Raw genomic sequence first — 20,500 nt, 5'->3', positions numbered from 1 at the left:
ATGGCATGCGGACAGTACACGTGGGGAACGCTACGCGCGCCACGCCGGCCGGATCCTTTCGGAAGCGAATATCGGAATTCGCTGGCGAACAAATCATTCCGGCTTCGCCAGCCCATCCACACATTCGCCTGGAAAACGGATCACTCCACCGCAGCTGCCCACAATCGGGGGCGCAGCAATCGCGGAAGGAGAAGGCAATGTCGGAAGAAAAAACCGAGAAGCCGACCGAGAAGAAACTGCGGGATGCGCGCAAGGACGGGGAAGTTCCGGTCAGCCCGGACGTCACTGCAGCGGCGGTGCTCTTCGGCGCGTTATTGGTGATGAAATCGGCCGGCGATTACTTCTCCGATCACATGCGCGCATTGATGACGATCGGCTTCGATTTCTCGGAACATACACGCGATGCAGCGGCCATCAACCGCGCACTCGGCCATATCGGCATCCAGGGATTGCTGTTAATGCTGCCGTTCCTTGCTGCCTGCCTGGTGGCTGGTATGGCGGGCGGTGCGTTCCAGACTGGCCTGAATGCCTCGCTCAAGCCGGTGGCGCCCAAGTTCGATTCCCTCAATCCCGCAACCGGGGTCAAGAAACTCTTTTCGTTGCGAAGCCTCATCAACTTGCTGAAGTTGATCATCAAGGCCATCTTGATCGGCGTAGTGCTGTGGGTCGGTATCCGCGCCCTCATGCCGATGATCATTGGGCTTGCCTACGAGACACCGCTTGACGTTGCGCAAATTGCCTGGCGCACCCTGGGCATGCTCTTCGCACTGGGCGTGCTGCTGTTCGTCCTGGTCGGCGCTGCAGACTGGAGCGTGCAGCGCTGGCTGTTCATCCGCGACAAGCGAATGAGCAAGGACGAGCAGAAGCGCGAATTCAAGGAAAGCGAGGGCGACCCCGAAATCAAGGGAAAGCGCAAGGAATTCGCCAAGGAGCTGGTCTTCGGCGACCCGCGCGAGCGCGTGGCCAAGGCCAAGGTGATGGTGGTCAACCCGACCCATTACGCAGTGGCGCTGGCCTACGAGCCCGACGACTTCGGCTTGCCGCAGGTCGTTGCCAAGGGCGTGGACGACGGCGCACTGGAACTGCGCGCTTTCGCGCATAACCAGGGCATTCCGATCGTTGCCAATCCGCCACTGGCGCGTGCGCTGTATCAGGTTGAATTGGGCGATGCAATCCCCGAGCCACTGTTCGAAACGGTTGCGGTGGTGTTGCGCTGGGTCGATGAACTCGGTCGCGACCACGGCGACGGCGATGGAGCCCTGCCATGCTAGGAGACCGCGTGCGAGCGACAAGGTATTTCGCTTATAGCGGCGAAGTGGCCATCGCCGCCCTGGTGGTGGCGGTCATCGGGCTGATGATCCTGCCGCTGCCAACGCCCATGATCGATACGTTGCTGGGCATCAACATCACCCTGAGCGTGGTGCTGTTGATGGTCACGATGTATGTGCCCGACTCGATCTCGCTCTCGTCGTTTCCTTCCCTGCTGCTGTTCACCACGCTACTGCGGCTGTCCTTGAATATCGCCTCGACGAAGTCGATCCTGCTGCATGCCGAGGCGGGCCATATCATCGAGAGCTTCGGCGAGCTGGTGGTCGGCGGCAATCTGGTGGTGGGCCTGGTGGTTTTCTTGATCATCACCACCGTGCAGTTCATCGTGATCGCAAAGGGCTCCGAACGCGTTGCCGAGGTCGGTGCGCGCTTCACGTTGGACGCAATGCCCGGCAAGCAGATGAGTATCGATGCCGACCTGCGTGGCGGCAACCTGACCGCAGATGAGGCACGCCGCAAACGCGCGCGGCTGGCCATGGAAAGCCAACTGCACGGCGGCATGGATGGCGCCATGAAATTCGTCAAGGGTGATGCGATCGCCGGCCTGGTGATTACCATGGTCAACATCCTGGCCGGTATCGTGGTCGGCGTGACCTACCACGGCATGACGGCCGGCGACGCCGCCAACCGCTTTGCGATTCTGTCGGTGGGCGATGCGATGGTGTCGCAGATCGCCTCACTGCTGATATCGGTGGCCGCCGGCGTCATGATCACCCGCGTGGCCAACGAGAACGAGACCAGGCTCAGCTCGCTCGGGCTCGATATCGGCCGTCAGCTCACCAGCAATGCGCGGGCCCTGATGGCAGCGAGCGTGCTGCTGGCCTGCTTTGCGTTCGTCCCCGGCTTTCCCGCCGTGCTGTTCCTGCTGCTGGCAGCGGCCGTCGGCGCCGGCGGCTATACGATCTGGCGCAAGCAACGCGACATCAGCGGCACCGATCAGCGCAAGTTGCCTTCGGCGAGCCGTAAAGGTGCCAAAGGCGAGGCGCCACATATTCGCAAAAACGCCCCGGATTTCGCCTCCCCTTTGTCGATGCGGCTGTCGCCGCAGCTGGCCGCTCTGCTCGACCCCGCGCGGCTGGATCAGGCGATCGAAAGCGAGCGGCGGCAATTGGTCGAACTGCTGGGCTTGCCGTTTCCCGGGATCGCGATATGGCAGACCGAGTCGCTGCAAGGCATGCAATACGAAGTGTTGATCCACGATGTCCCCGAGACACGCGCCGAACTGGAGAACACCGACGACATGCAGGCCGCACTGGCCCGGCAGGCCATCGCGCCCCTGCATGCACGGGCGCACTTGTTCGTCGGCATCCAGGAGACGCAGTGGATGCTGGAGCAGGTGGCCGTGGACTATCCCGGGCTGGTTGCGGAGGTCAACAAGGCGATGCCCGCCCAGCGCATAGCCGATGTGTTGCGGCGTCTTCTGGAAGAAAGGATTCCGGTGCGCAATATCAAGAGCATCCTGGAGAGTCTGGTGGTCTGGGGGCCGAAGGAAAAGGATCATCTGATGTTGACCGAATATGTGCGCTGCGACCTGGGCCGTTATCTGGCGCATACCGCAACCGCAGGCACCGGGCAGCTGCCCGCGGTAATGCTCGACCATGCTGTCGAACAACTGATCAGGCAATCGATTCGCGCGACCGCGGCCGGCAATTTCCTGGCACTTCCGCCCGAGCAGGCGAACCAGCTTGTCGAACAGGTGGAACGCATCGTCGGCGACCATGCGCAGCATCCGCTGGCGGTGGTCGCGTCGATGGACGTGCGCAGGTATGTGCGCCGCATGATCGAAGCACGGCTGACTTGGCTGCAGGTCTATTCGTTCCAGGAGCTGGGTTCGGAGGTGCAGCTGCAGCCGATCGGTAGAGTGGTGGTGTGATGCGCAAGCCGCCCCTCCGCCATGTGCGCATCCTGCCGGTCAGCGGCGCACTGCAGCGGCCGGCGGCTCCAGCCACGCCGGCCCGGTCGGCGCTGCGCTCCAGCTTCCTGCAACTGCGCCAGCGCTTGCGCAGCGCACAGCTCGCGCTTCCCTGCATGGTGTTGCCACCGCAGTGCGACGAGGATCGGCCCCAGCCTGATGCCGAGGAGGGCTTCACCGAGGCGCATGACAGCGTGCCCGTGCAAACCGACCCGCCCTTACGTATCGAGATGACGAAACACCAAGAGCCGTCCCAAGGCAACGACGATGGCGCAGTGGGGCGACAGATTGCGACCGAGTGGATACGCACCCAACGCGCCCAAATGGCGATCGACCGCATCGCGCTGCGGGTGGCCGAGTTCTGCAATGCCCAACCGGTGCGCAGCGCAGGGAGCTGGGAAGCGTGGCTGGATATCGACCAAGAGGTCGTCGCACAGACGACGTTGTTTTTGCGGCTTTCGCCGGACCAGCTATCGCTTCGCTTCAATACCAGTTCGCCAGATGCGCGCGAGGTACTTTGGTGCGGAAGGCAGCGCCTGGAGGCTGCACTGACGTCCACGCTGAGTAGCACGCTCCAGATCAGCATCGAGGTTGTCTAACGCGGCACTGGCGACAGAAAGCCATTTGGAGGAACTCCATCTTGCTAACCGAGCAGAGCCAGACTCCACCGGCACGTGCACTCTCTCAGGCGTTGACGCGCGTTGCGGCCGAGCGCGCCCAGCTGGGCAGAGTGTTCGGCGACCCACGCGCAGCACGCCAATGCGGCTTTGCCACGCATTGCCGTCGCATCTGGCCCAACGATGCGGCCCGCCTGCGCCTGCAGCTGGATGCCGGCCAGATGGATTTGCGAATAGCCGCGCGCGACGGCCTGGCGTTGCTATTGAACGAGGACGACGACGCACTACGCGTTTCGATCGCGGGAATGCTGCTGGCCGATCGCCTGGGCGCATTTGCGCCGCTCGGCCTGGGCGCTGCCGAGGTGATCGCCTTCGAGCGCGATGCAGAGCCAGACGACTGCCACGGCATCGGCATGACGCTGGGCGATCTCGATGCCGTTGCGCTGACGGCCAACGCGTCGCTGCTGGCCACGTTGCAGGCCGCAGTCGGCGGACTTGCGCCGCCCGCGCAGCTGCCAGCCTGGCTGGCTGCACTGCGCGTCAATACGCGCCTGCGCATCGGCGGGCGCACCGCATCGGCGGCATTGCTGAAGTCGCTGCGGCCTGGCGATGTCTTGCTGCATTGCACGGACTCGGCTGCGGTGACCAGCGGCGATGTGCTCTGGGGTATCGCCGGAGGCGTGGTATTGCGCGCGCCGGTGCGCTTGAACCTGCAACAGATGATCCTGGAGGCCAGCCCCACCATGCAGCACGATACGTTTGAGCCGGAAGTCGCGCCGTCCACCAGCAACGTGGCAGAACTGGAACTGCCGGTGCAGCTGGAAGTGGATCAACTTGCGCTGTCTCTATCGACCTTGTCGGGTTTACAGCCCGGGCAGATCCTGGAGTTGTCGGTGCCGGTCGATCAAGCCGACATCCGCCTGGTCGTTTACGGCCAGACCATCGGCACCGGCAGGCTGCTGGCAGTTGGCGAACATCTGGGTGTGCAGATCCTCAGCATGTCGGAGAGCACGCATGCAGATGCCTGACGTCGGCTCGCTGCTGCTGGTGGTCATCATGCTGGGCTTGCTGCCCTTCGCAGCGATGGTGGTCACCTCCTACACCAAGATCGTGGTCGTGCTCGGCCTGCTGCGCAATGCGATCGGGGTACAGCAGGTGCCGCCCAACATGGTCCTCAATGGCGTTGCATTGCTGGTGTCGTGCTTTGTGATGGCCCCGGTGGGCATGGAGGCGTTCAAGGCCGCACAGAACTACGGCGCCGGGTCGGATAACAGCCGCGTGGTGGTGCTGCTCGACGCCTGCCGGGAGCCGTTTCGGCAGTTCCTCCTCAAACACACACGCGAGCGCGAAAAGGCGTTTTTCATGCGTTCTGCACAGCAGATCTGGCCCAAGGACAAGGCCGCCACGCTCAAGTCGGACGACTTGCTGGTCTTGGCACCGGCATTCACGCTCAGCGAATTGACCGAAGCCTTCCGTATCGGGTTTCTGTTGTATCTGGTGTTTATCGTCATCGACCTGGTGGTGGCCAACGCGCTGATGGCGATGGGCCTTTCACAGGTCACCCCGACCAATGTGGCGATCCCGTTCAAGCTGCTGTTGTTTGTCGCCATGGACGGCTGGTCGATGCTGATTCACGGCCTGGTTCTGAGCTATCGGTGACGCCATGGACCATGACGATCTAGTGCGATTCACCTCCGAAGCCTTGCTGCTCTGCCTCAAGGTGTCCTTGCCGGTGGTCGGTGTCGCCGCGTTGGCCGGGCTGCTGATCGCCTTCGTCCAGGCGGTGATGTCGCTGCAGGATGCATCGATCTCGTTCGCGCTCAAGCTGGTGGTGGTGGTGGCCGCCATTGCCGTGACGGCGCCGTGGGGTGCCTCGGCCATCATGCAGTTCGGCCAGGCATTGATGCAGGCGGCGTTCCCATGATCCGTCGCATCTCGCCCGGCACCTTGCGGCCCTCGGTTTCCATCGAGCATGGCGGCTCGCATCACCATGGCGATCATCATGCCGATGCGGCAGGCACCAGCGCGGGGTCGCCTACCGACATTTCGGCACGGGCACCGCGTCTGCGCCCTGCTCCACCGCGCAGGCGACGCCGCGGGATTCGGTCGCTGGACGGCCAGGAGGATGAATTCGACGCCAACGAGCAGGAAGAGATCGAAGCCAAACGCGAGTGCGCACTGCGCGGACGGGTGAGCGTGGCGATCACGCCGGCCCAGAGCCGGGAGCATGGCCAGGGCGACCAGCACGGCGGTGACCGCAGCACGCATACCGACGATCCGCAGGCCGGTCCATGGCACAGCGCCGCTCCAGCGCAATTGAGCGACAGCATCCGCACGTGCATCGACGCGATTGTCGATCGCTACGTGACCAGGCGCGACGCCGATCCAGTGGCCAAGCGCCACGCGCTGGCTGCTGCGCTTGTCGAGCTGCGCGCCGTCGGCGTTTCGCATCCTGCCGTCGCCCCCTTGACCGCAACGATCTGGAGATTGATGCGCGAGCATCTACGCGCGTACGACAAGGCCACTGCGGCGGAAAACCTGCTGGCCTTGCGGACCCGATTACTGGAGTTGATGCCATCGGAGTTGGAGCCGGTGCCAGCGCTACGCAATTTTCATCTCCTGCTTCCACTGATCCTGCTGAATGCGGAAAAACCGCGCAGACGCATCGACCGTACACATGCCATCACACGTCTGAACACACTGCTGATTGAGCAACCACAACCGGCGGCTCAGGAGGTTCGCCCATGACCATGCAGCTTCGCGTACTGACAGGAACCCACGCAGGCGCACGATTAGATTTGGCGCAAGGTCGCTACACCCTGGGGAGCGATCCACAAACCGATATCCGAATAGACGATTGGCCTGGTTGCTCACTCATTATCGAGGTAGACCAAGATGGTCAGATCCGCTATAGCAGCGACACGGTGCAAGAAACGTTCTTTGTTGCATTTCAGCCGGTCCGCTTCGGCCCGCTGGTGCTATGCGTTGGCGATGCTGCTGCCGATTGGCCGGACGATGTGGCGCTGCTGGAGCGGCTGCTTTCCCCAGCACCGCCGCCGGCGCCGCGCACGTCCAGGCGTAAAGTCCTGCGTACTGCGGTGGGCGCCGTGCTAGCGCTTGCCGCCGCAGCGTTGCTCCCCTCGTTGCAGCCGGCGTTTCTGTCCGATGCGGCCACCCGGCAACATCCGGAAAATGCCCTCAATCAGGCCAAAGCCTTATTGAAGCAGCTGGGCTTCCGCGAAGCGCACGCAGAACAGGTCGGCACGCGTGTGCTGATCGAAGGTCTGGTCCCCAGCAGCGCCGATGCCGCACGCTTGCGTGCGCAGGTGCATCGCTATCACCCAGGCGTTGCCGTCAACGTGGCGGTGGTGGACGAGGTCGTGGCGACGCTGCGCGACACCCTGGCCGACCCCGCCCTCACCGTCCGTTACGAGGGCAATGGCGTTTTCTCGGTTTCCGGCAGCAGCGACTACGCAGAACGCGCAAGCCGCCGGATTGCCGACGTCCGCAGCGACCTGGGCCCGGAGGTCCGCGCGCTGCACGTGGAGATCAGCCAGCAAGACCCGTCCATCAAACCACCGGACAATTACGACGCGGCATTGCTCGCCGATGGCCTGCACTATGTCGAAACGCCGGATGGCACCAAGCACATGACATCCCTGCCGCAGCAAGCGGCGCAATGAGAGATCACACCATGTTCGATGCAATGACCGATGCGGTCACTCAGGATATGAGCAAGATTCTGCAGACCAAGGCGATGGATCTGTCCGGCGAGCGGCTGCGCAACGTGGAGACAGCGCTCGATGCCACTGCGCAACAGATCCGCGTGCACTGGTCTGCAGCGAGCGACCAGGTCGCGCGCAACGACTTCAACGTCTTGTATGACGGCATCACGGCCGCGCGCAACATCGTCGCGCACATCGCAAGCATGCCGTAAATCGATTTCTTGGTCGCTCGGACCAAGTAAAACGCGCCGATAGGCGCACCATTACATGCTCACTACGAAGGAGTACTGGTATGCAAATTTTACCTGAAGTAAGCTCGATCAGGTCGCGTTTTGGCCAAGGCATGGATGGCTTCACCGGAGGTGTGTCCGGTGGAATCTCCGGTGCTTCTGCACTCGCTGGTGCGAACGGACAGATGGGTTCGTTGATCAGCGACATGACCGCCTCCGACGAAGCGCAGAAGTCCATGAACAACAAGATCACGATGCTCAAAAACGATCTGGACTTCAACGTGGCACTCAACAAGTTCATCGGCAAGGCGGGCGACAACGCTAAGCAGCTCGTTGGCCAGTAATGGGCTCGGACATGCGCAGGGCTTGTAGGGGGTCCTGTGCATGTCTCACCACAGATGAGCAGCGCGCGATTCGAAACCATCGTTCGACAGATGTGCGAGGCACTGGACTTGCCGGATGTGGAGTCGGTGCTGAATCGGCGTGTGCTTTGGGTGGAGGGCTTTGAGGTCTATCTGCACCTGCCGACCCCACAGCCCGAAGACGACGTAAAGGAAGAAGCACTGTATCTGCGCATCGCCTACGGGTTACCACCTGCCGGGCGGACATTGACCGTTTTCAGGCTTCTGCTCGAAGCCAATCTCTCGGTGTATGCGCAGGACCAGGCACAGCTTGGACTGAACGATGACGGCGTTATCGTGCTGATTGTGCGGGTACCGCTGGACGACGACGTGGATGGGGCGTGGATCTGCGATCTGCTTGCCCACTACGCCGAGCATGGCCGCTACTGGAACAACAATATCTTCGTGGCGCACGACGAGATGTTCGAAGGAATCGCGACGGGCAACTATCTGTGGTTACGCGCCTGATACAGGCTTGTTGGCAGCTTGCCGAAGCCTCAATCACGGCCGCAGCGGCGCCCATTCGCCATGGCACAGCAACCTAGCTTGCCGGCCAACTCCACCGGCCTGGCACTCCTCTGCCCGATGGCGCCGGTGGCGCTGAGTGAAACCCACTTGCCATGTCGAAGCCTGACACGCCTGCATCTGCGCTGGCTTGCTCCCCGATATAGGTTTGGCGGGAGATCGCAGGTCTGTCGTGCCGGCTCACCGCGATGGCCGACACTGCACAGAACAAAGGCAGGCGCAGACGCATGGTCTACACCGTGCACATCCGCGACGGCAGCTGATGCACCGGTGCTGTTGGCGCTGACGAGGGACACGACCACTTTGCCGGCGAGTTCTTTCCGGTGTTTGACGTGCGCGTCAAGGTCGACGCGTTCCGGAGCGACGGCGCCATCGAGTCGCAGATGCAATGCCTGCCTCGTGCAGTGAGCGACCTGCGCAGGTCGAGGCATGAGGCCGTGGTGTTCCATCATTGCTGGTAATGGCTAAGCTGCCAGACACCACCAAGCCACAGACGCGACGACAGCGACGTCTGTGGCGGCGGTGTACAACACTCCTGAGTATCAACGCGGCAGCTGAGCGCTCATGCTCGCCCGCTCTGCCACTGGCGAAGTGCTTCGCTGTCATGCAGTGCACGCTTGAGCGTTTGCAGCTGGCCATCCAGCGCCTGCGTGGCCGCGTCGCGGGGGACGCCGCTAAAGGTTTGACTCCACCCCTCGCGCAGTGCAGTGCGTACCGCATCGATGGTCGCGATCGAAACGGACTGCGTGCCGATCTCCGTACGCAATGTCTGCAGCGCAGTACGCAGTGTCTGGCCAAGCGGCCCAGGGCCAGGCGCGGCGCGCATCCCCTCCTCCATGGCACGCTCTGCCTCGGCAGGTGTCGGCCCCGAGAGCCTGGCGATCGCCTGGTCCACGGGCTCGGCCAGGGCCTCGAGGGTTCGTTCGATGGTGCGTTGATGCTCGGCTGCAAGCGCGGCACGCTCGTTGTCCAGGCGCGCCGCCTGGGAGGTATTGGCGCCGTTCTTGGCCTTGAGCGCATTCCAGAACGTATCGTTGAACACGGTTTGCACGGCCTGCTGCACGACCACAGCCGTGGAATTGACGGCTTCGCCAGCAACACGGATGTGGCTCCCCCCACGCAACGGCGCTGTGATGATGCGCCCGGCCCCCATCGAGCCGAAGCTGGCCATGACGTTGCTCAGCATGTGGCGGGTCAACAGGTCGCGTGCCGTGGTGGCGACGGCGTTTGCGCTGTTGAAGCCCTGCCTTGCCAACGCCAACGCTTCCTTTCCGGTGTCCAGCAAATAGCTAGGCGGGAAATGCACGGCGTCGGACCATTGTGCAGGCCGGCGCGCTTTGTCGGGCAACGCCAAGGCAAACAGGTTCAGCCGTTGCTCTCCGCCAACCAGATCCGGGACACGCATTTGGCCGGTCCGTGCCACGGCTTTGCCTGTTTCCAGCAGTGCCTTTTGCACGACCCCGGCACCGCCAATGGCCAGCGCGCTCAACCCCCACTGGCCGACAGGCGTCAGTAAGCCCGGTTCACCACCAGTCCGGCGCGCGGCGTTGAACCCTGCGTTGATCACTGGCTTGAGCAACAAGGTATCCAGTGACTTGTCGTCCAGGGTCGATTGGCGCTGCGTGATGCCCAGGCGGCGGTCGTAGGTCTGCGCCTTGAGGTCGGCAAGCGTCGGCGCATTGTTCTCGCCCGGACGCGTGAAGCGCTTGCCCTCGGCAGTGATTTCCAGAATGACCGGTGGTGGATCGGGCACCAGGATCTTGGGGTCGATGGCCTGAAACCTCGGCAGGTTGGAAACGCGCGCGCGCCGGTCCATTGCCGGGATCAACAACGTATCGCTGGTATAGGACGCAGACCCCGCCGCGACACCTGCAACCATCGCCGTACTCAGCTCCTCCGCGTCGGCCGGGCGCCGGGACGCATAGGCCGCACCCGTGGCCAGACCGACCGGATTACGCATCGCACCGATAATGAACGACCGTAGGCATTCGTAGGCAATCGGCAATGCCGCTTTCGTGCCCGCTGTCTTCATGTCACCGACAGCCTGGTACCCGGCATCCGGCCCAAAGGCATTGATGCGTTCCTGCACGCGCGCGTCAGCCCATTCCAGATAGCTGGCCTGCAGGGCCGTCTGCTCTTCCGAGGGCGCAGCAAATGGCAGAGCGTCCAGGCGGGCACGTAGCTGCGCTTTCACCTCGGCGGCCGCCGCCGTGCTGCGCTCGGCATAGGTCGCCGCGGCGGCAGGCACATCCGGTGTGTCGATTTCCCGGGCTGGGAACACGACCTGCGCGGTGTAAAACGTTGCGTCCGACGCGTCCGACGCTTCCGACGAGTCGGACCGATGCGAGCCGCCGAGCATGGCCCCTTCTTCATCTGCATGAGGACTGGCGCGACCGGCCAGTGATGCGCGACGACCACGCAGCGCCGCGCTGGAAGAGGCCAGGCCCGCAAGCGGGCCAGTGGGTGCGCGTTCTTCCCGCGGGGCAGCAACGTCTTCGGCCTGCGTTGGTTGGACGGGAGGGTGCGAGGCTGCGCCGCGACTTGCAGCGGTGGCGATATCGCTGGAGAGTTTCATGAGGCCACCTCCTTGGCCGTATCGACCTGCGTCGCCAGCGCGTCCAGCACGACACGGGCAACCACCTGCCCACGGTCCAGTGCAGCGGCCACCTCTTCAGGCGTGCGCACCAGCAACAGCGGGCAGACGCAGAGCAGGCCGAGATCCGACAGCGTGAGCCGCCAGCCATACTCGGTCAGCAGTTGCTCCTGCAGCGACAGCAGCATCACCACCTCCTCGCCTCCAAGCTCGCGTGCCGCCAGGGGCAAGATCACTTCCGGGAAGGCCATCAATGCGTCTGGCTGCCCCTGCGTGTGGACGCGGCACAGCATGCCGGCAGGGCCCAGAATGGTCTCGCCTTCGCCGAGCCGCTGCGCAAGCTCACCAGGTAACCCAAGGCATGCGCTCAGGCCGATAAAAAAAGCGGTATTCGCTGTTTGTTGATTGTGCGATTCCAACGTCATCTGAAGTACTCCGTGAGGAAGTTCGATGGGTTGCGACGCGCCAGCAGCGCGCGGCACATTGTCTTGCCCACAAATGCGCGCCCAAGCGAAGCGGGGCGAACCACCTGCGCCATACACGAAGTGGGGTGCCGGTAAATTGCCCAACCAAAACCTGCACCACACCTTAATAAAACGGACACAATCAGAAGGACAGCGCCCCCTGACCTGGCGAAGGAACCAAGACTGATAAATGCGCCTGCAGGCACCGCCGGCAATTTCGCGTCCAGGCGGTCTACTGACGCAAGTGAATTACCGAGATACTAACTAACTGCGCACTTCATCCTGCGCACTTCATCCGTGTCAGCTCCAGCGTTGGCCAGCGCGTTGATTCGGTGCAAGCCCTATCTGGCGACCCAGATGATCGCAACACGTTTCATGGCCGTGATTCACGGCTCCAGCCGGGCAATAAAAGAAATGTCATGCAACCAGGTTCCATGACATCCCCTGGTTTCTCAGCAAATCCAGGGCTGCAGTCAGAACAGCCCTCAATTCCGATACTGGGGGGGGGTTCGGCCGCCGCGTGACGGAACGCTGGTGATCGCTGCACACGCCGCCGGAACACCGCGATGATCCGCATCTCCAAGCACGTATCGTAGCGATGTACATGAGTGCGCCGGCCCACAGCAGGAACAATCGCCGCTCAACTATCGGCGCCAAGCAGCACCGGCAGGCCACGCATCGGCGGGCCGATTTTTGCGCTTTTTTCGCCAAAATAGTTCGTCGGCCAGGGTGCAGCTTGCGCAGATTGGCAACATACGTCTACACCGCATGGGCGCATCCGTGCGGCCGTATAAGAATCAACTTATACGAAGGTGCTCTGCCAATCCTGTCATTCGCGAGGCCGCCTCTATGTCGCTCAACACGCTTTCTACCGGGAGCAACCCCAGCCAACTGCTGGGCACCTCTTTCAACGAGTCGTCTTCATCGGAGCTGCTTGGGTCCGATTCGTCCAAGGACGGCTCCGACCTGCCATCGACGATGGACGACATCTTCCTGCTGATCTACCAGTTGCTGGCAGCCCTCCAAACCAACACGCCAACGAATACATCAAGCAATGCGTCGGCCGATGCACCGGCAAACACGCCAAGCGGCGATGCCGATAACCAGCTGTCCGCATCGGACTGGCAGGCCACCCAACCGATCGAAAAGCGCACCTCCTGGCCATCGCTGGGCTACGACTTCGATCCCAAGCACATCAAGGGGAAGGATGCGCCGCCGGCGCTGGAAGGTTCGACGGTGACCTGGAACGATGGCACGCTGACCAAGTCGGAGCTTCAGATCGTTTCGACGCTGAATGCGCACAAGGACCAGATGCCGCTCGAGTACAAGAATCTCGACGACAAGATCAACGACCCTTCCACGCCCGCCGACCTGAAGGCTGCATTGCAGGGCCTGAAACAGGACCCGCGCTTGTTCTTTGCGATCGGTTCCCAGGGAGACGGCAAGTGCGGCGGCAAGATCAGCGCGCAGGATCTTTGGGATTTCTCTGATTCACATCCGCAGGTCAAGGAACTGGGCGGGAAGAACGACGAGTTCAACCCCAAGAACATCAAGGGATCCAACCCGCCGCCGGCGGCGGAGGGCTCGACGGTCACCTGGAACGAGGGCCAGCTCAATCAATCCGAACTGGAGATTGTTTCGGTTCTGGATCGGCACAAGGACCAGATCGGGTCCCTGCCCTTCGATCAGCTTGACGCAAAGATCAATGATCCATCGACCCAACCCGACTTGAAGCAGGCGCTGATCGGATTGCAGAAGGATCCCCGTTTGTTCTTTGCCATTGGCTCGCAGAAGGACGGCAAGTGCGGCGGCAAGATCAACGGAAATAACTTGACGGACTTCTCTTATTACCATCCGCAAATTGCCGAATACAACGACAAGAAGGCGAAGAGCTACACCCAGAACTACATCGCCTCCGATAGCCCCGACAAAACCAAGGCGTCGGTCATGACCAAAAGCGATGCCCTGCGCGAGCTGTATCGCTATTCCGACTATCTGCCCGGCAACCTGAGCGAGGACGAACTCGCCAAGATCGTCGATGGCGACAGCAAGACCGGCAAGTGCCCGCCGCAGGTGATCGCGGCTGCTCAATATTTTCGCGATCATCCGGACGAGTGGAAGGAATTTGCAGGAGATTCGGGCTCGATGAGCACGCCGGACTTCCTGCAGAAATCCACCTCCGAGATGCACCTGACCGCGGACGAGCAGAAGACGCTGGACACCATCAACAGTCATCAGGACGCGTTCTACGGCGACGGCAAGGAAATCACGCGCGACAAGCTCGACGCGATCTCCAAGGACGACAAGGCCGACCCGGCCGTCAAGCAGGCCGCGACGCAGTTGTTGGCCGACCCACTGCTGTTCGGCTTGTTAAACAATTCGATCACCGGTTACAAGAAGCCCCATCATTTCTTCGGCGGCGGCCATGTCATCGACTCTGGCAAGATCAGCCAGAACGATTTCCGGCAGTTCTATGACCACATGAGTGCAGCCAACAAGACCGTGGACACGCCGGCCACGCACGAGGCGAGTTCGCCCGACCAACAAAAGGCAGTCGCAGACATGCTGGTGGGCAAGGCCGATCCGCCGGCGATCAAGAAGCCCAAGAAGGACGTCGGCACGTTCCAACACGGCCTGCACGAGGTCCTCAAGTGGGACAGCAAGATCCTGGACTGGATGTCCGTCGGGCTCAGCGCATTGAACGGGATCCCAATCATCGGCGAAATTGCCGATGCGGCGTCGATTGCATTGGAGAGCGAGGCGCAGGCGGCGCAGGTGGTCGATACCGCGATTCAAGGCGGGGACATGTCGCTTGCGTTGAAGATAGCCGGCATCAATATGGCAGGCGCAGTCGTTGGCGCAATCGGTGGACCCACGGCCAGAATCGCGGCCAAGGGGGTCGCCAAGGGGGTCGCCGAAGCCGCGGCCAAGGAAGTAGGCGAGGTTGCGGCCAAGGGGACTGCAAAGGGAACTGCCAAGGGCGTCGCCAAAGGTGGCGGTAAAACCGCGGCCGAAAGGCCGAGCGCCGCTGAGTTCGCAAAAGGGTATGTCGCCGGCACTAGCATCAGTAGATCGGTTGAAATTCTCAAGATGCCCGTCCTGGCGGGCTTGCACTACGAAGAATATCAACTGGACAAGCAGAAGGACGGAGAAATCCACCAGAAGATGGAAAACGCCGGCGGCGTCCCGGTGGGTAAGCAGATCATTCCTAGGAACATCGCCGACAACTTCGAGGCAGACCTGCGAGAGAATCTGAAGAATTTCAAAATGCGTCGTAGATAACGCGCATGCCACAGCGAGGTTTCGTTAGGCTTCTGGCCGCCGGCGTTGGTGCTCAAGGCAGGCGTTGAGGCAACGCCGGTCGATGGGCCACGACGTGCTGCAGCATCGCGCTGATGCGTTGCGGTATCGCTTGGCGACCTTCGTATGAACGTGCCTCCAGGTGCCTGGAGGCACGTTCCGGCGCCGCTGCAGCCATGTGCCTTGGCGAACAGTCGGCGGGATACCGGAAGCTCTCCCGCGAGCATCGACATCCTGGCAATGAAGACCGGCGATACGCTTGGAGACTGCGTCGCGAACGATGCGGCGCGTCACCAGATCGATCGCCGGTTGCCGTCTTGTACATCGCGCCGAAAGGCGATGACATCGAACGCCGAACAATCACCGCTGTCGGTGAGCAGGGATGCAGCACAGGCACGCTTCTACAAAAAACTGATTCGCCAGGCGATGCAGCCTCTTCGCGTTGATGCGGCGATGGCAGTCGCATCGCAGTAGCCTGCATGCTTGAACGCTGCAGCCAGCCGAATACGCAGGATGGATCTCCATGTTCAATGTCAATCGCCTACTGCGCTCTCGCCCGCGAACGGACAACGCCGATCAAGCGCCCGCGCAAGACAGTCCTTCACGGCAACCTTCGAACGCAGAGGGCTTGTTGAGCCCCCTGCTTGCGCGGCCGCGACGGCGCGAAAGCACGTCAGCGGCCGGCACGTCGACGCCTGGAAACCCAGTGCACGGGAGCCCTTTCCGTTCACCTCTGCGTCCGTCGGGCCAGCCGGCTGCACTTGCGGGTGCCTCTTCTGCGCCACCGCGCAGCATCGAGCACGACATCGATGATTGGCTTGCGCAAAGCCTACCGATGGCAGAGCGGGTTCGAACGGGCTACAACCTGCACGACGGGTCGAGAGATATGTCGCGGGAAGTACTGCAAAACGCCGCAGACGCCATCCGCCGTGCAGCGAGCCGCCGCAGCACCGAACTTGTCGTCGACTGCCTGCCTGCCACGACGCTACCTGACGCGATCGGCCGGCTCGACGCGCTACAGAAATTGACGCTGCTCCATACCGGGCTTCAGTCGCTGCCAGACAGCCTGGGGCAGCTGCGCCAGCTCCGCCATTTGCAGATCACTGGCGCGCCGGACCTGAAGACGCTGCCGCCCTCGTTGACGCGCCTGTCCAATCTCAGAACCCTTCAATTGGCGATGGTCCCGTTGGACGAATTACCCGCAGACCTTGGGCGCATGCAGGGTCTGCGCGGCCTCGCGCTAGGTCGCGGGCACTATGCGCGCCTGCCGGACAGCATCGTCGAACTGAGCCGGTTGACCGATTTGCGCGTGTCGCACTCGTCGCATTTTCGCCAGTTGCCTGAAAACATCGGCCTCATGCAGGGGCTCAGGTCACTGGAGGTGGCATCGAATTCCAAGCTGGAGCAGCTGCCAGGCAGCCTCACGCAGCTGCATCGGCTGGAAAAACTCGACCTGTCATCCAACCGCCGGCTGGCGCACTTGCCTGAGGACATCGGTCAACTGCGCGGCTTGACGGAACTGTCGCTGAGAAGTTGCGCTGCGCTGCAGCAGCTGCCGGACAGCGTGGGGGATCTGGCCCAGCTGCAACTGCTGGACCTGCGCGACACGGGCCTGCAGACCCTTCCACAGTCGCTGGCCCGACTGCCCGCTCAATGCGATATCAAGGTACCGGAGCATCTGGCAGACCAATTGCTGCAGATCCGCGACCCGGAGCGCGCGCAGCGCCAGGCACAGCGCGCGGCACAGCGGCTGGCCGAGCGGAGACGACGCGCGCCCGTGCCGGCGGCGCAACAGGCCGGGTCGTCGTGGAACCGCGTCCCCGAGTTCACGCGCGTGTTGCGCAGTGTCGATGCCGACCTGGGCGAGCGTTTCGAGAAATGGACGCAAGGCCTGATGCAAAATGCCAGGATCTTCGGCGCCTCCATCACATCGGCCGACATGCCCCTGCTGGACCAGGTGGTAGCCGAGGCCATTCGGTCACCCGAATTCCGCAGCAGCTTCGGCCAATTCTTGAGCGACCACACCATCAAGACGCTCAACCTGGATGGCATGACGCAAGTGGGTGGGCGCGGGCCCGCCGTGCGAGGAGACGCCAAAACCGCGTTTGCCGAGATGCTCAAGCACAAGCTCATGCACACGCAGGACCACCAGACCGCACTGGGCCTGCTGCTGGAAGCCCTGAGGAATTCCGACCTGGGGCTGTCCAGGCAGACGCTGCTGCGCAGCAGGAATGAACTCACCGGGCGTGTGGAAATGTGGCCGCCACTGAAGGCCTACATCTCCATGCACGATGTGGAAGGAAAAGCGGCGCAGGATGCGGCGATCACGTGGGCGATGGCCCAGCTTGACGAAGCGCATGAGGGTGTCATCGGGGAAGCGGAGGCCAAGCAGGAGTCCGAGCAGGCGCAGGCCAACGCGAACCGCTTCATCGAGCGGCGGGCGCGTGTACTGCTCCAGGAATGGCACATCCATTAGACCCTGGCGCCCGGCGATGCCACTCCCGCAGTTGAGAATGGACAGGCATGCTGATGATGTTGATCGCAGAACCCGGCGGGTGTTTGCCCGCCGCGTCCATGCAGTCGTTATCGGCTGCAGGCAACCAGCCAAGCGGCAGCGGTCTGTTTGCTCGCGTCGCTCAAACTGCGGAAGCCACGCATATCCAGGACGCCGCGTTGGTCGCTGCCGTTGCAGCGTTCCATGAAGCCGCTTGACTGCATGGGGCATCCATCTTCTGCGCTTCTGCGTTGAGGGCAGGTGCGCCCATCTATGCCCGATCAGCCTGGATGCCAATGGCTCCGGGTGGACCGTTCGCTGTACAGGCAACAAAAAACCCCCGATCTCTCGAGGGTTTTTTTAAATCCCAGCACAAGCTCTGGAACTGAACTGGTGCGCCCGGAGGGATTCGAACCCCCGACCAATGGCTTCGGAAGCCACTACTCTATCCGGCTGAGCTACGAGCGCCTGGCCGCGCATTATGCCAGAACAGCCGGCGTGCGCGTGATGGGGCCGGGCGACACGCGACCTGGCCAGCCACGGCGTCACTCCAGATGCAACGACACCGGCCTCTCGGCCCGGGCAGTCGTCGGGCGACACCGGACGCCCAGGTTCAAGCGCACAGGGTCCAGACGTGCAGCGGTGTGGCCATCTCAAGCGGCCGTCGCCAGAGGCAGCCTGCTCAACGTCCCCACCTGACCGTCAGCTTGGGCACGCGCCTGAGCGCGGTCACTGCCGAGCCTGCGTGGCAACCGCACCACCTGCCGCAGCCCACCCGCGCCAACGCCCGGCCCTGGCCGCTCGCAACCTTGATCGCTGCGGCCAGCCGCACCCCATGACAGCCGGCCATCATGGATGGCAGGGCATTGCCAGGATTGCCGCCCGCACAGCGCCCACCCCGCGCCCACATGACCACGGCCGAGCCGCGCTGCTACCCTTTGCCGCATGAGCAAGCATGGTGTCGAACAACTGCCCGCAGCGCGCACGCTGACGTGGCCGCAGCGATTGGGCCAGTACTGGAAGCTGGTCCGTGGCGACCGCCCGATCGGGAGCCTGCTGCTGCTCTGGCCAACCTGGTGGGCGTTGTGGCTGGCTGCCGATGGCCTGCCGCCGCTGTGGACGCTGTTGGTGTTCACCGCCGGGGTGTGGCTGACCCGCTCGGCCGGCTGCGTGATCAACGATTACGCCGACCGCTGGCTGGATCCGCACGTGGAGCGCACCAAATCGCGTCCGCTGGCCACCGGCGCGGTCTCCGGGCGCGAGGCGCTGTGGGTCTTCGTGGTGCTGATGCTGGTGGCCTTCGCGCTGGTGCTCACGCTCAACTGGCTCACCGTGGCGCTGAGCGTGCCCGGCGTGTTCCTGGCCGCCAGCTACCCCTATCTCAAGCGCCATACCCACCTGCCGCAGGTCTATCTGGGCATGGCGTTCGGCTGGGGCATCCCGATGGCCTTCGCCGCCGTGCAAGGCCGCGTGCCGTTGCTGGGCTGGCTGCTGTATGCCGCCAACATCCTGTGGGCCACCGCCTACGACACCTGGTACGCCATGGTCGACCGCGACGACGATATCCGCATGGGCAGCAAATCCACCGCCATCCTGTTCGGCAGATTCGATCTGATCGCACAAGGCATCTTGTATGCGCTGATGGCCGCGACGCTGGTGCTGGTCGGCCTGCGCGCCGATCTCGGTGTGGCGTACTGGGCCGGTCTGGCCGTTGCGGCGCTGCTGGTCGCCTACGAATTCCGCATCGCCCGCCACCGCGAGCGTGGCCCCTGCTTCCGCGCTTTCCTGCACAACAACTGGGTCGGCCTGGCGATCTTCGTCGGCATCGCCGTGGCGGTAGCGGGGCGTTAGGTTCGGGATTCGGGATTCGGGAGTCGGGAATCCGTCGATTACAGACCAGATGTTGGGATTACGGGTGAGGGTTCGAAGCATGCGCGCATCTTTGATGGCTCTACTCCTCGTCTCGTCCTCCGCCGTCCACCCGCCGAAGCCGCATCGCCATTCGGCGCGCTCTGCTGTCAGACAAAGAGCCCCTCTCCTGCGGGGCGAAAAGACACGGCTTGCGCGCCACTGGCGCGCGTGTCTTGGAGCGCCCGCGCCGCAAGCGTGGGCCGGGGCGCAGAGCGGGGGTTGGGGTGAGGGTAAGGGCGAAGCCTCGCGCACCCGACGCCGGTAGGCCAGATCACGGCACCCGCGCGCAGACCCAGGCATCCACCCGTTGAACACCCGCCTTGCGCAAGGCCTTCGCCGCGGCGTGGAGTGTCGCGCCGGTCGTCATCACGTCGTCCACCAGGGCCACATGCGCCGGCAAGGCGCCGCGGGCCTCGAACGCATCGCGCAGATTGCGCTGCCGCTCGACCGCGTCCAGTTCGGATTGCGGTGCGGTTGCGCGAACGCGCCGCAGCAACGGCAGGCACGGCAGCTGCAGCGCGCGGCCCAGCGGTCGGGCCAGCTCCAGCGCCTGGTCGTAACCGCGCTGGCGCAGGCGCTGCCGGTGCAGGCTTACCGGCACCAACGCCTGCGGGCGCGGCAGCCCCACGCAGCGCCGGGCCATCAGTTCGCTGAGCAGGCGGCCTGCCGCCAGGTCCTGATGGAACTTGAACCGCCGCAGCAGCCCATCCACCGGCCAGCGATAGGTAAAACAGGCATGCACCCGCTGCAGCGGTGATGGGTGCTGCAGGCACTGCCCGCATAGCGCCACCGCGTCGGAGACGAACAGTTGCGTGGCGCAGCACAGGCAGGCATGGCCGTGATCGGGCAAGGCGGCGCGGCATGCGGGGCATAGATCGCCATCGGGCGTGCCGGCCTCCGCGCAGACCAGGCACAGGCTCGGCAGCAACAGCCGCAGCACCCGCTGCGGCCATCTGTAAACCGATCGAACCTGATTGAAGTTGACAGCCTCTTCCATGC

At 63.2% G+C, this 20,500-nt stretch carries 19 protein-coding genes and 1 tRNA gene; 16 read left to right on the top strand and 4 right to left on the bottom strand.

From position 1 onward, the window contains the following. Window positions 1-197: 197 nt before the first annotated feature. The 11 genes from sctU to ACCQ07_RS02000 all read left to right on the top strand — a co-directional run bounded on the left by sctU (window position 198) and on the right by ACCQ07_RS02000 (window position 8,682). Window positions 198-1,271, top strand: coding sequence for a type III secretion system export apparatus subunit SctU (sctU, locus tag ACCQ07_RS02050; RefSeq protein ID WP_136733333.1), 1,074 nt, complete (start codon window positions 198-200; stop codon window positions 1,269-1,271). Then, window positions 1,265-3,202: an FHIPEP family type III secretion protein gene (locus ACCQ07_RS02045; RefSeq protein WP_372363731.1), complete on the top strand. Its 1,938-nt coding sequence runs from the start codon at window positions 1,265-1,267 to the stop codon at window positions 3,200-3,202. Before sctU ends, ACCQ07_RS02045 begins: the two co-directional genes overlap by 7 nt. Then, window positions 3,202-3,840: a type III secretion system protein SctP gene (sctP, locus tag ACCQ07_RS02040; protein WP_372363730.1), complete on the top strand. Its 639-nt coding sequence runs from the start codon at window positions 3,202-3,204 to the stop codon at window positions 3,838-3,840. The genes ACCQ07_RS02045 and sctP overlap by 1 nt, the downstream gene beginning before the upstream one ends. 92 nt (window positions 3,841-3,932) lie before the next feature. Then, window positions 3,933-4,886, top strand: a complete 954-nt coding sequence (gene sctQ / locus ACCQ07_RS02035; RefSeq protein WP_372364112.1) for a type III secretion system cytoplasmic ring protein SctQ — start codon at window positions 3,933-3,935, stop codon at window positions 4,884-4,886. After that, complete coding sequence (gene sctR / locus ACCQ07_RS02030; RefSeq protein WP_003485742.1) at window positions 4,873-5,517, top strand: type III secretion system export apparatus subunit SctR; 645 nt, start codon at window positions 4,873-4,875, stop codon at window positions 5,515-5,517. The genes sctQ and sctR overlap by 14 nt, the downstream gene beginning before the upstream one ends. Before the next feature lie 4 nt (window positions 5,518-5,521). After that, window positions 5,522-5,782, top strand: coding sequence for a type III secretion system export apparatus subunit SctS (sctS, locus tag ACCQ07_RS02025; RefSeq protein WP_008575435.1), 261 nt, complete (start codon window positions 5,522-5,524; stop codon window positions 5,780-5,782). Then, window positions 5,779-6,606 (top strand): 4-hydroxyphenylacetate catabolism regulator HpaA, encoded by an 828-nt coding sequence (locus ACCQ07_RS02020; RefSeq protein WP_372363729.1) that lies wholly within the window; start codon window positions 5,779-5,781, stop codon window positions 6,604-6,606. Before sctS ends, ACCQ07_RS02020 begins: the two co-directional genes overlap by 4 nt. Next, on the top strand, window positions 6,603-7,541 hold the full coding sequence (hrpD5, locus tag ACCQ07_RS02015; protein WP_209261074.1) for an HrpD5 family protein: 939 nt from the start codon (window positions 6,603-6,605) through the stop codon (window positions 7,539-7,541). Before ACCQ07_RS02020 ends, hrpD5 begins: the two co-directional genes overlap by 4 nt. Before the next feature lie 11 nt (window positions 7,542-7,552). Continuing rightward, window positions 7,553-7,795, top strand: coding sequence for an Hrp regulator HrpD6 (gene hrpD6, locus ACCQ07_RS02010; protein ID WP_031420799.1), 243 nt, complete (start codon window positions 7,553-7,555; stop codon window positions 7,793-7,795). Window positions 7,796-7,875: 80 nt separating this feature from the next. Further along, window positions 7,876-8,157 (top strand): HrpE family protein, encoded by a 282-nt coding sequence (hrpE, locus tag ACCQ07_RS02005; protein ID WP_136733337.1) that lies wholly within the window; start codon window positions 7,876-7,878, stop codon window positions 8,155-8,157. Between the two features lie 54 nt (window positions 8,158-8,211). Further along, window positions 8,212-8,682 (top strand): CesT family type III secretion system chaperone, encoded by a 471-nt coding sequence (locus tag ACCQ07_RS02000; RefSeq protein ID WP_008575425.1) that lies wholly within the window; start codon window positions 8,212-8,214, stop codon window positions 8,680-8,682. A 619-nt stretch (window positions 8,683-9,301) separates the two neighbouring features. Here ACCQ07_RS02000 and xopF1 read toward each other — a convergent pair. Together xopF1 and hap3 are read right to left on the bottom strand one after the other, a co-directional pair. Continuing rightward, window positions 9,302-11,314 carry a type III secretion system effector XopF1 gene (gene xopF1 / locus ACCQ07_RS01995; protein ID WP_372363728.1) on the bottom strand — a complete coding sequence of 671 codons (2,013 nt, stop codon included), beginning with the start codon at window positions 11,312-11,314 and terminating at the stop codon, window positions 9,302-9,304. After that, on the bottom strand, window positions 11,311-11,757 hold the full coding sequence (gene hap3 / locus ACCQ07_RS01990; RefSeq protein WP_081711028.1) for an Hpa3 family type III secretion system protein: 447 nt from the start codon (window positions 11,755-11,757) through the stop codon (window positions 11,311-11,313). The genes xopF1 and hap3 overlap by 4 nt, the downstream gene beginning before the upstream one ends. Before the next feature lie 888 nt (window positions 11,758-12,645). Here hap3 and ACCQ07_RS01985 point away from each other — a divergent pair. The 4 genes from ACCQ07_RS01985 (at window position 12,646) to ACCQ07_RS01970 (ending at window position 17,808) form a co-directional block, all read left to right on the top strand. After that, window positions 12,646-15,078: an HrpF/NolX family T3SS translocon protein gene (locus ACCQ07_RS01985; RefSeq protein ID WP_372363727.1), complete on the top strand. Its 2,433-nt coding sequence runs from the start codon at window positions 12,646-12,648 to the stop codon at window positions 15,076-15,078. Between the two features lie 258 nt (window positions 15,079-15,336). Next, on the top strand, window positions 15,337-15,570 hold the full coding sequence (locus tag ACCQ07_RS01980; RefSeq protein WP_372165035.1) for a hypothetical protein: 234 nt from the start codon (window positions 15,337-15,339) through the stop codon (window positions 15,568-15,570). A 550-nt stretch (window positions 15,571-16,120) separates the two neighbouring features. Next, the gene (xopAE, locus tag ACCQ07_RS01975) at window positions 16,121-17,572 is read left to right on the top strand and encodes a type III secretion system effector XopAE (RefSeq protein WP_372364111.1); all 1,452 of its coding nucleotides are present in this window, start codon (window positions 16,121-16,123) and stop codon (window positions 17,570-17,572) included. Between the two features lie 47 nt (window positions 17,573-17,619). Then, a complete protein-coding gene (locus ACCQ07_RS01970) occupies window positions 17,620-17,808 on the top strand; it encodes a hypothetical protein (protein WP_162470870.1) in 189 nt (62 codons plus the stop codon). A gap of 173 nt (window positions 17,809-17,981) precedes the next feature. Here ACCQ07_RS01970 and ACCQ07_RS01965 read toward each other — a convergent pair. Then, window positions 17,982-18,058, bottom strand: a tRNA-Arg gene (locus ACCQ07_RS01965). A gap of 477 nt (window positions 18,059-18,535) precedes the next feature. Between ACCQ07_RS01965 and ubiA the strand changes: the two genes are divergently transcribed. Then, window positions 18,536-19,441 (top strand): 4-hydroxybenzoate octaprenyltransferase, encoded by a 906-nt coding sequence (gene ubiA / locus ACCQ07_RS01960; RefSeq protein WP_372363726.1) that lies wholly within the window; start codon window positions 18,536-18,538, stop codon window positions 19,439-19,441. A 331-nt stretch (window positions 19,442-19,772) separates the two neighbouring features. On the opposite strand, the gene ACCQ07_RS01955 is transcribed toward ubiA, so the two are convergent. Further along, window positions 19,773-20,498 (bottom strand): ComF family protein, encoded by a 726-nt coding sequence (locus tag ACCQ07_RS01955; protein ID WP_011346085.1) that lies wholly within the window; start codon window positions 20,496-20,498, stop codon window positions 19,773-19,775. Window positions 20,499-20,500: the final 2 nt, after the last annotated feature.

This window comes from Xanthomonas sp. NCPPB 3583, from assembly GCF_041475715.2.
GTDB lineage: Bacteria > Pseudomonadota > Gammaproteobacteria > Xanthomonadales > Xanthomonadaceae > Xanthomonas > Xanthomonas euvesicatoria.
This window is presented reverse-complemented; position numbering and strand designations above follow the sequence as displayed.

Coding starts and splice junctions, on each gene's coding strand:
- ACCQ07_RS01985 (WP_372363727.1), top strand. CDS start 12,646: ATGTCGCTCAACACGCTTTCTACCGGGAGCAACCCCAGCCAACTGCTG.
- sctS (WP_008575435.1), top strand. CDS start 5,522: ATGGACCATGACGATCTAGTGCGATTCACCTCCGAAGCCTTGCTGCTC.
- sctP (WP_372363730.1), top strand. CDS start 3,202: ATGCGCAAGCCGCCCCTCCGCCATGTGCGCATCCTGCCGGTCAGCGGC.
- xopF1 (WP_372363728.1), bottom strand. CDS start 11,314: ATGAAACTCTCCAGCGATATCGCCACCGCTGCAAGTCGCGGCGCAGCC.
- hrpD5 (WP_209261074.1), top strand. CDS start 6,603: ATGACCATGCAGCTTCGCGTACTGACAGGAACCCACGCAGGCGCACGA.
- ubiA (WP_372363726.1), top strand. CDS start 18,536: ATGAGCAAGCATGGTGTCGAACAACTGCCCGCAGCGCGCACGCTGACG.
- ACCQ07_RS01980 (WP_372165035.1), top strand. CDS start 15,337: ATGAAGACCGGCGATACGCTTGGAGACTGCGTCGCGAACGATGCGGCG.
- ACCQ07_RS01955 (WP_011346085.1), bottom strand. CDS start 20,498: ATGGAAGAGGCTGTCAACTTCAATCAGGTTCGATCGGTTTACAGATGG.
- ACCQ07_RS01970 (WP_162470870.1), top strand. CDS start 17,620: ATGCTGATGATGTTGATCGCAGAACCCGGCGGGTGTTTGCCCGCCGCG.
- hap3 (WP_081711028.1), bottom strand. CDS start 11,757: ATGACGTTGGAATCGCACAATCAACAAACAGCGAATACCGCTTTTTTT.
- hrpD6 (WP_031420799.1), top strand. CDS start 7,553: ATGTTCGATGCAATGACCGATGCGGTCACTCAGGATATGAGCAAGATT.
- hrpE (WP_136733337.1), top strand. CDS start 7,876: ATGCAAATTTTACCTGAAGTAAGCTCGATCAGGTCGCGTTTTGGCCAA.
- ACCQ07_RS02045 (WP_372363731.1), top strand. CDS start 1,265: ATGCTAGGAGACCGCGTGCGAGCGACAAGGTATTTCGCTTATAGCGGC.
- ACCQ07_RS02020 (WP_372363729.1), top strand. CDS start 5,779: ATGATCCGTCGCATCTCGCCCGGCACCTTGCGGCCCTCGGTTTCCATC.
- sctR (WP_003485742.1), top strand. CDS start 4,873: ATGCAGATGCCTGACGTCGGCTCGCTGCTGCTGGTGGTCATCATGCTG.
- ACCQ07_RS02000 (WP_008575425.1), top strand. CDS start 8,212: ATGAGCAGCGCGCGATTCGAAACCATCGTTCGACAGATGTGCGAGGCA.
- sctU (WP_136733333.1), top strand. CDS start 198: ATGTCGGAAGAAAAAACCGAGAAGCCGACCGAGAAGAAACTGCGGGAT.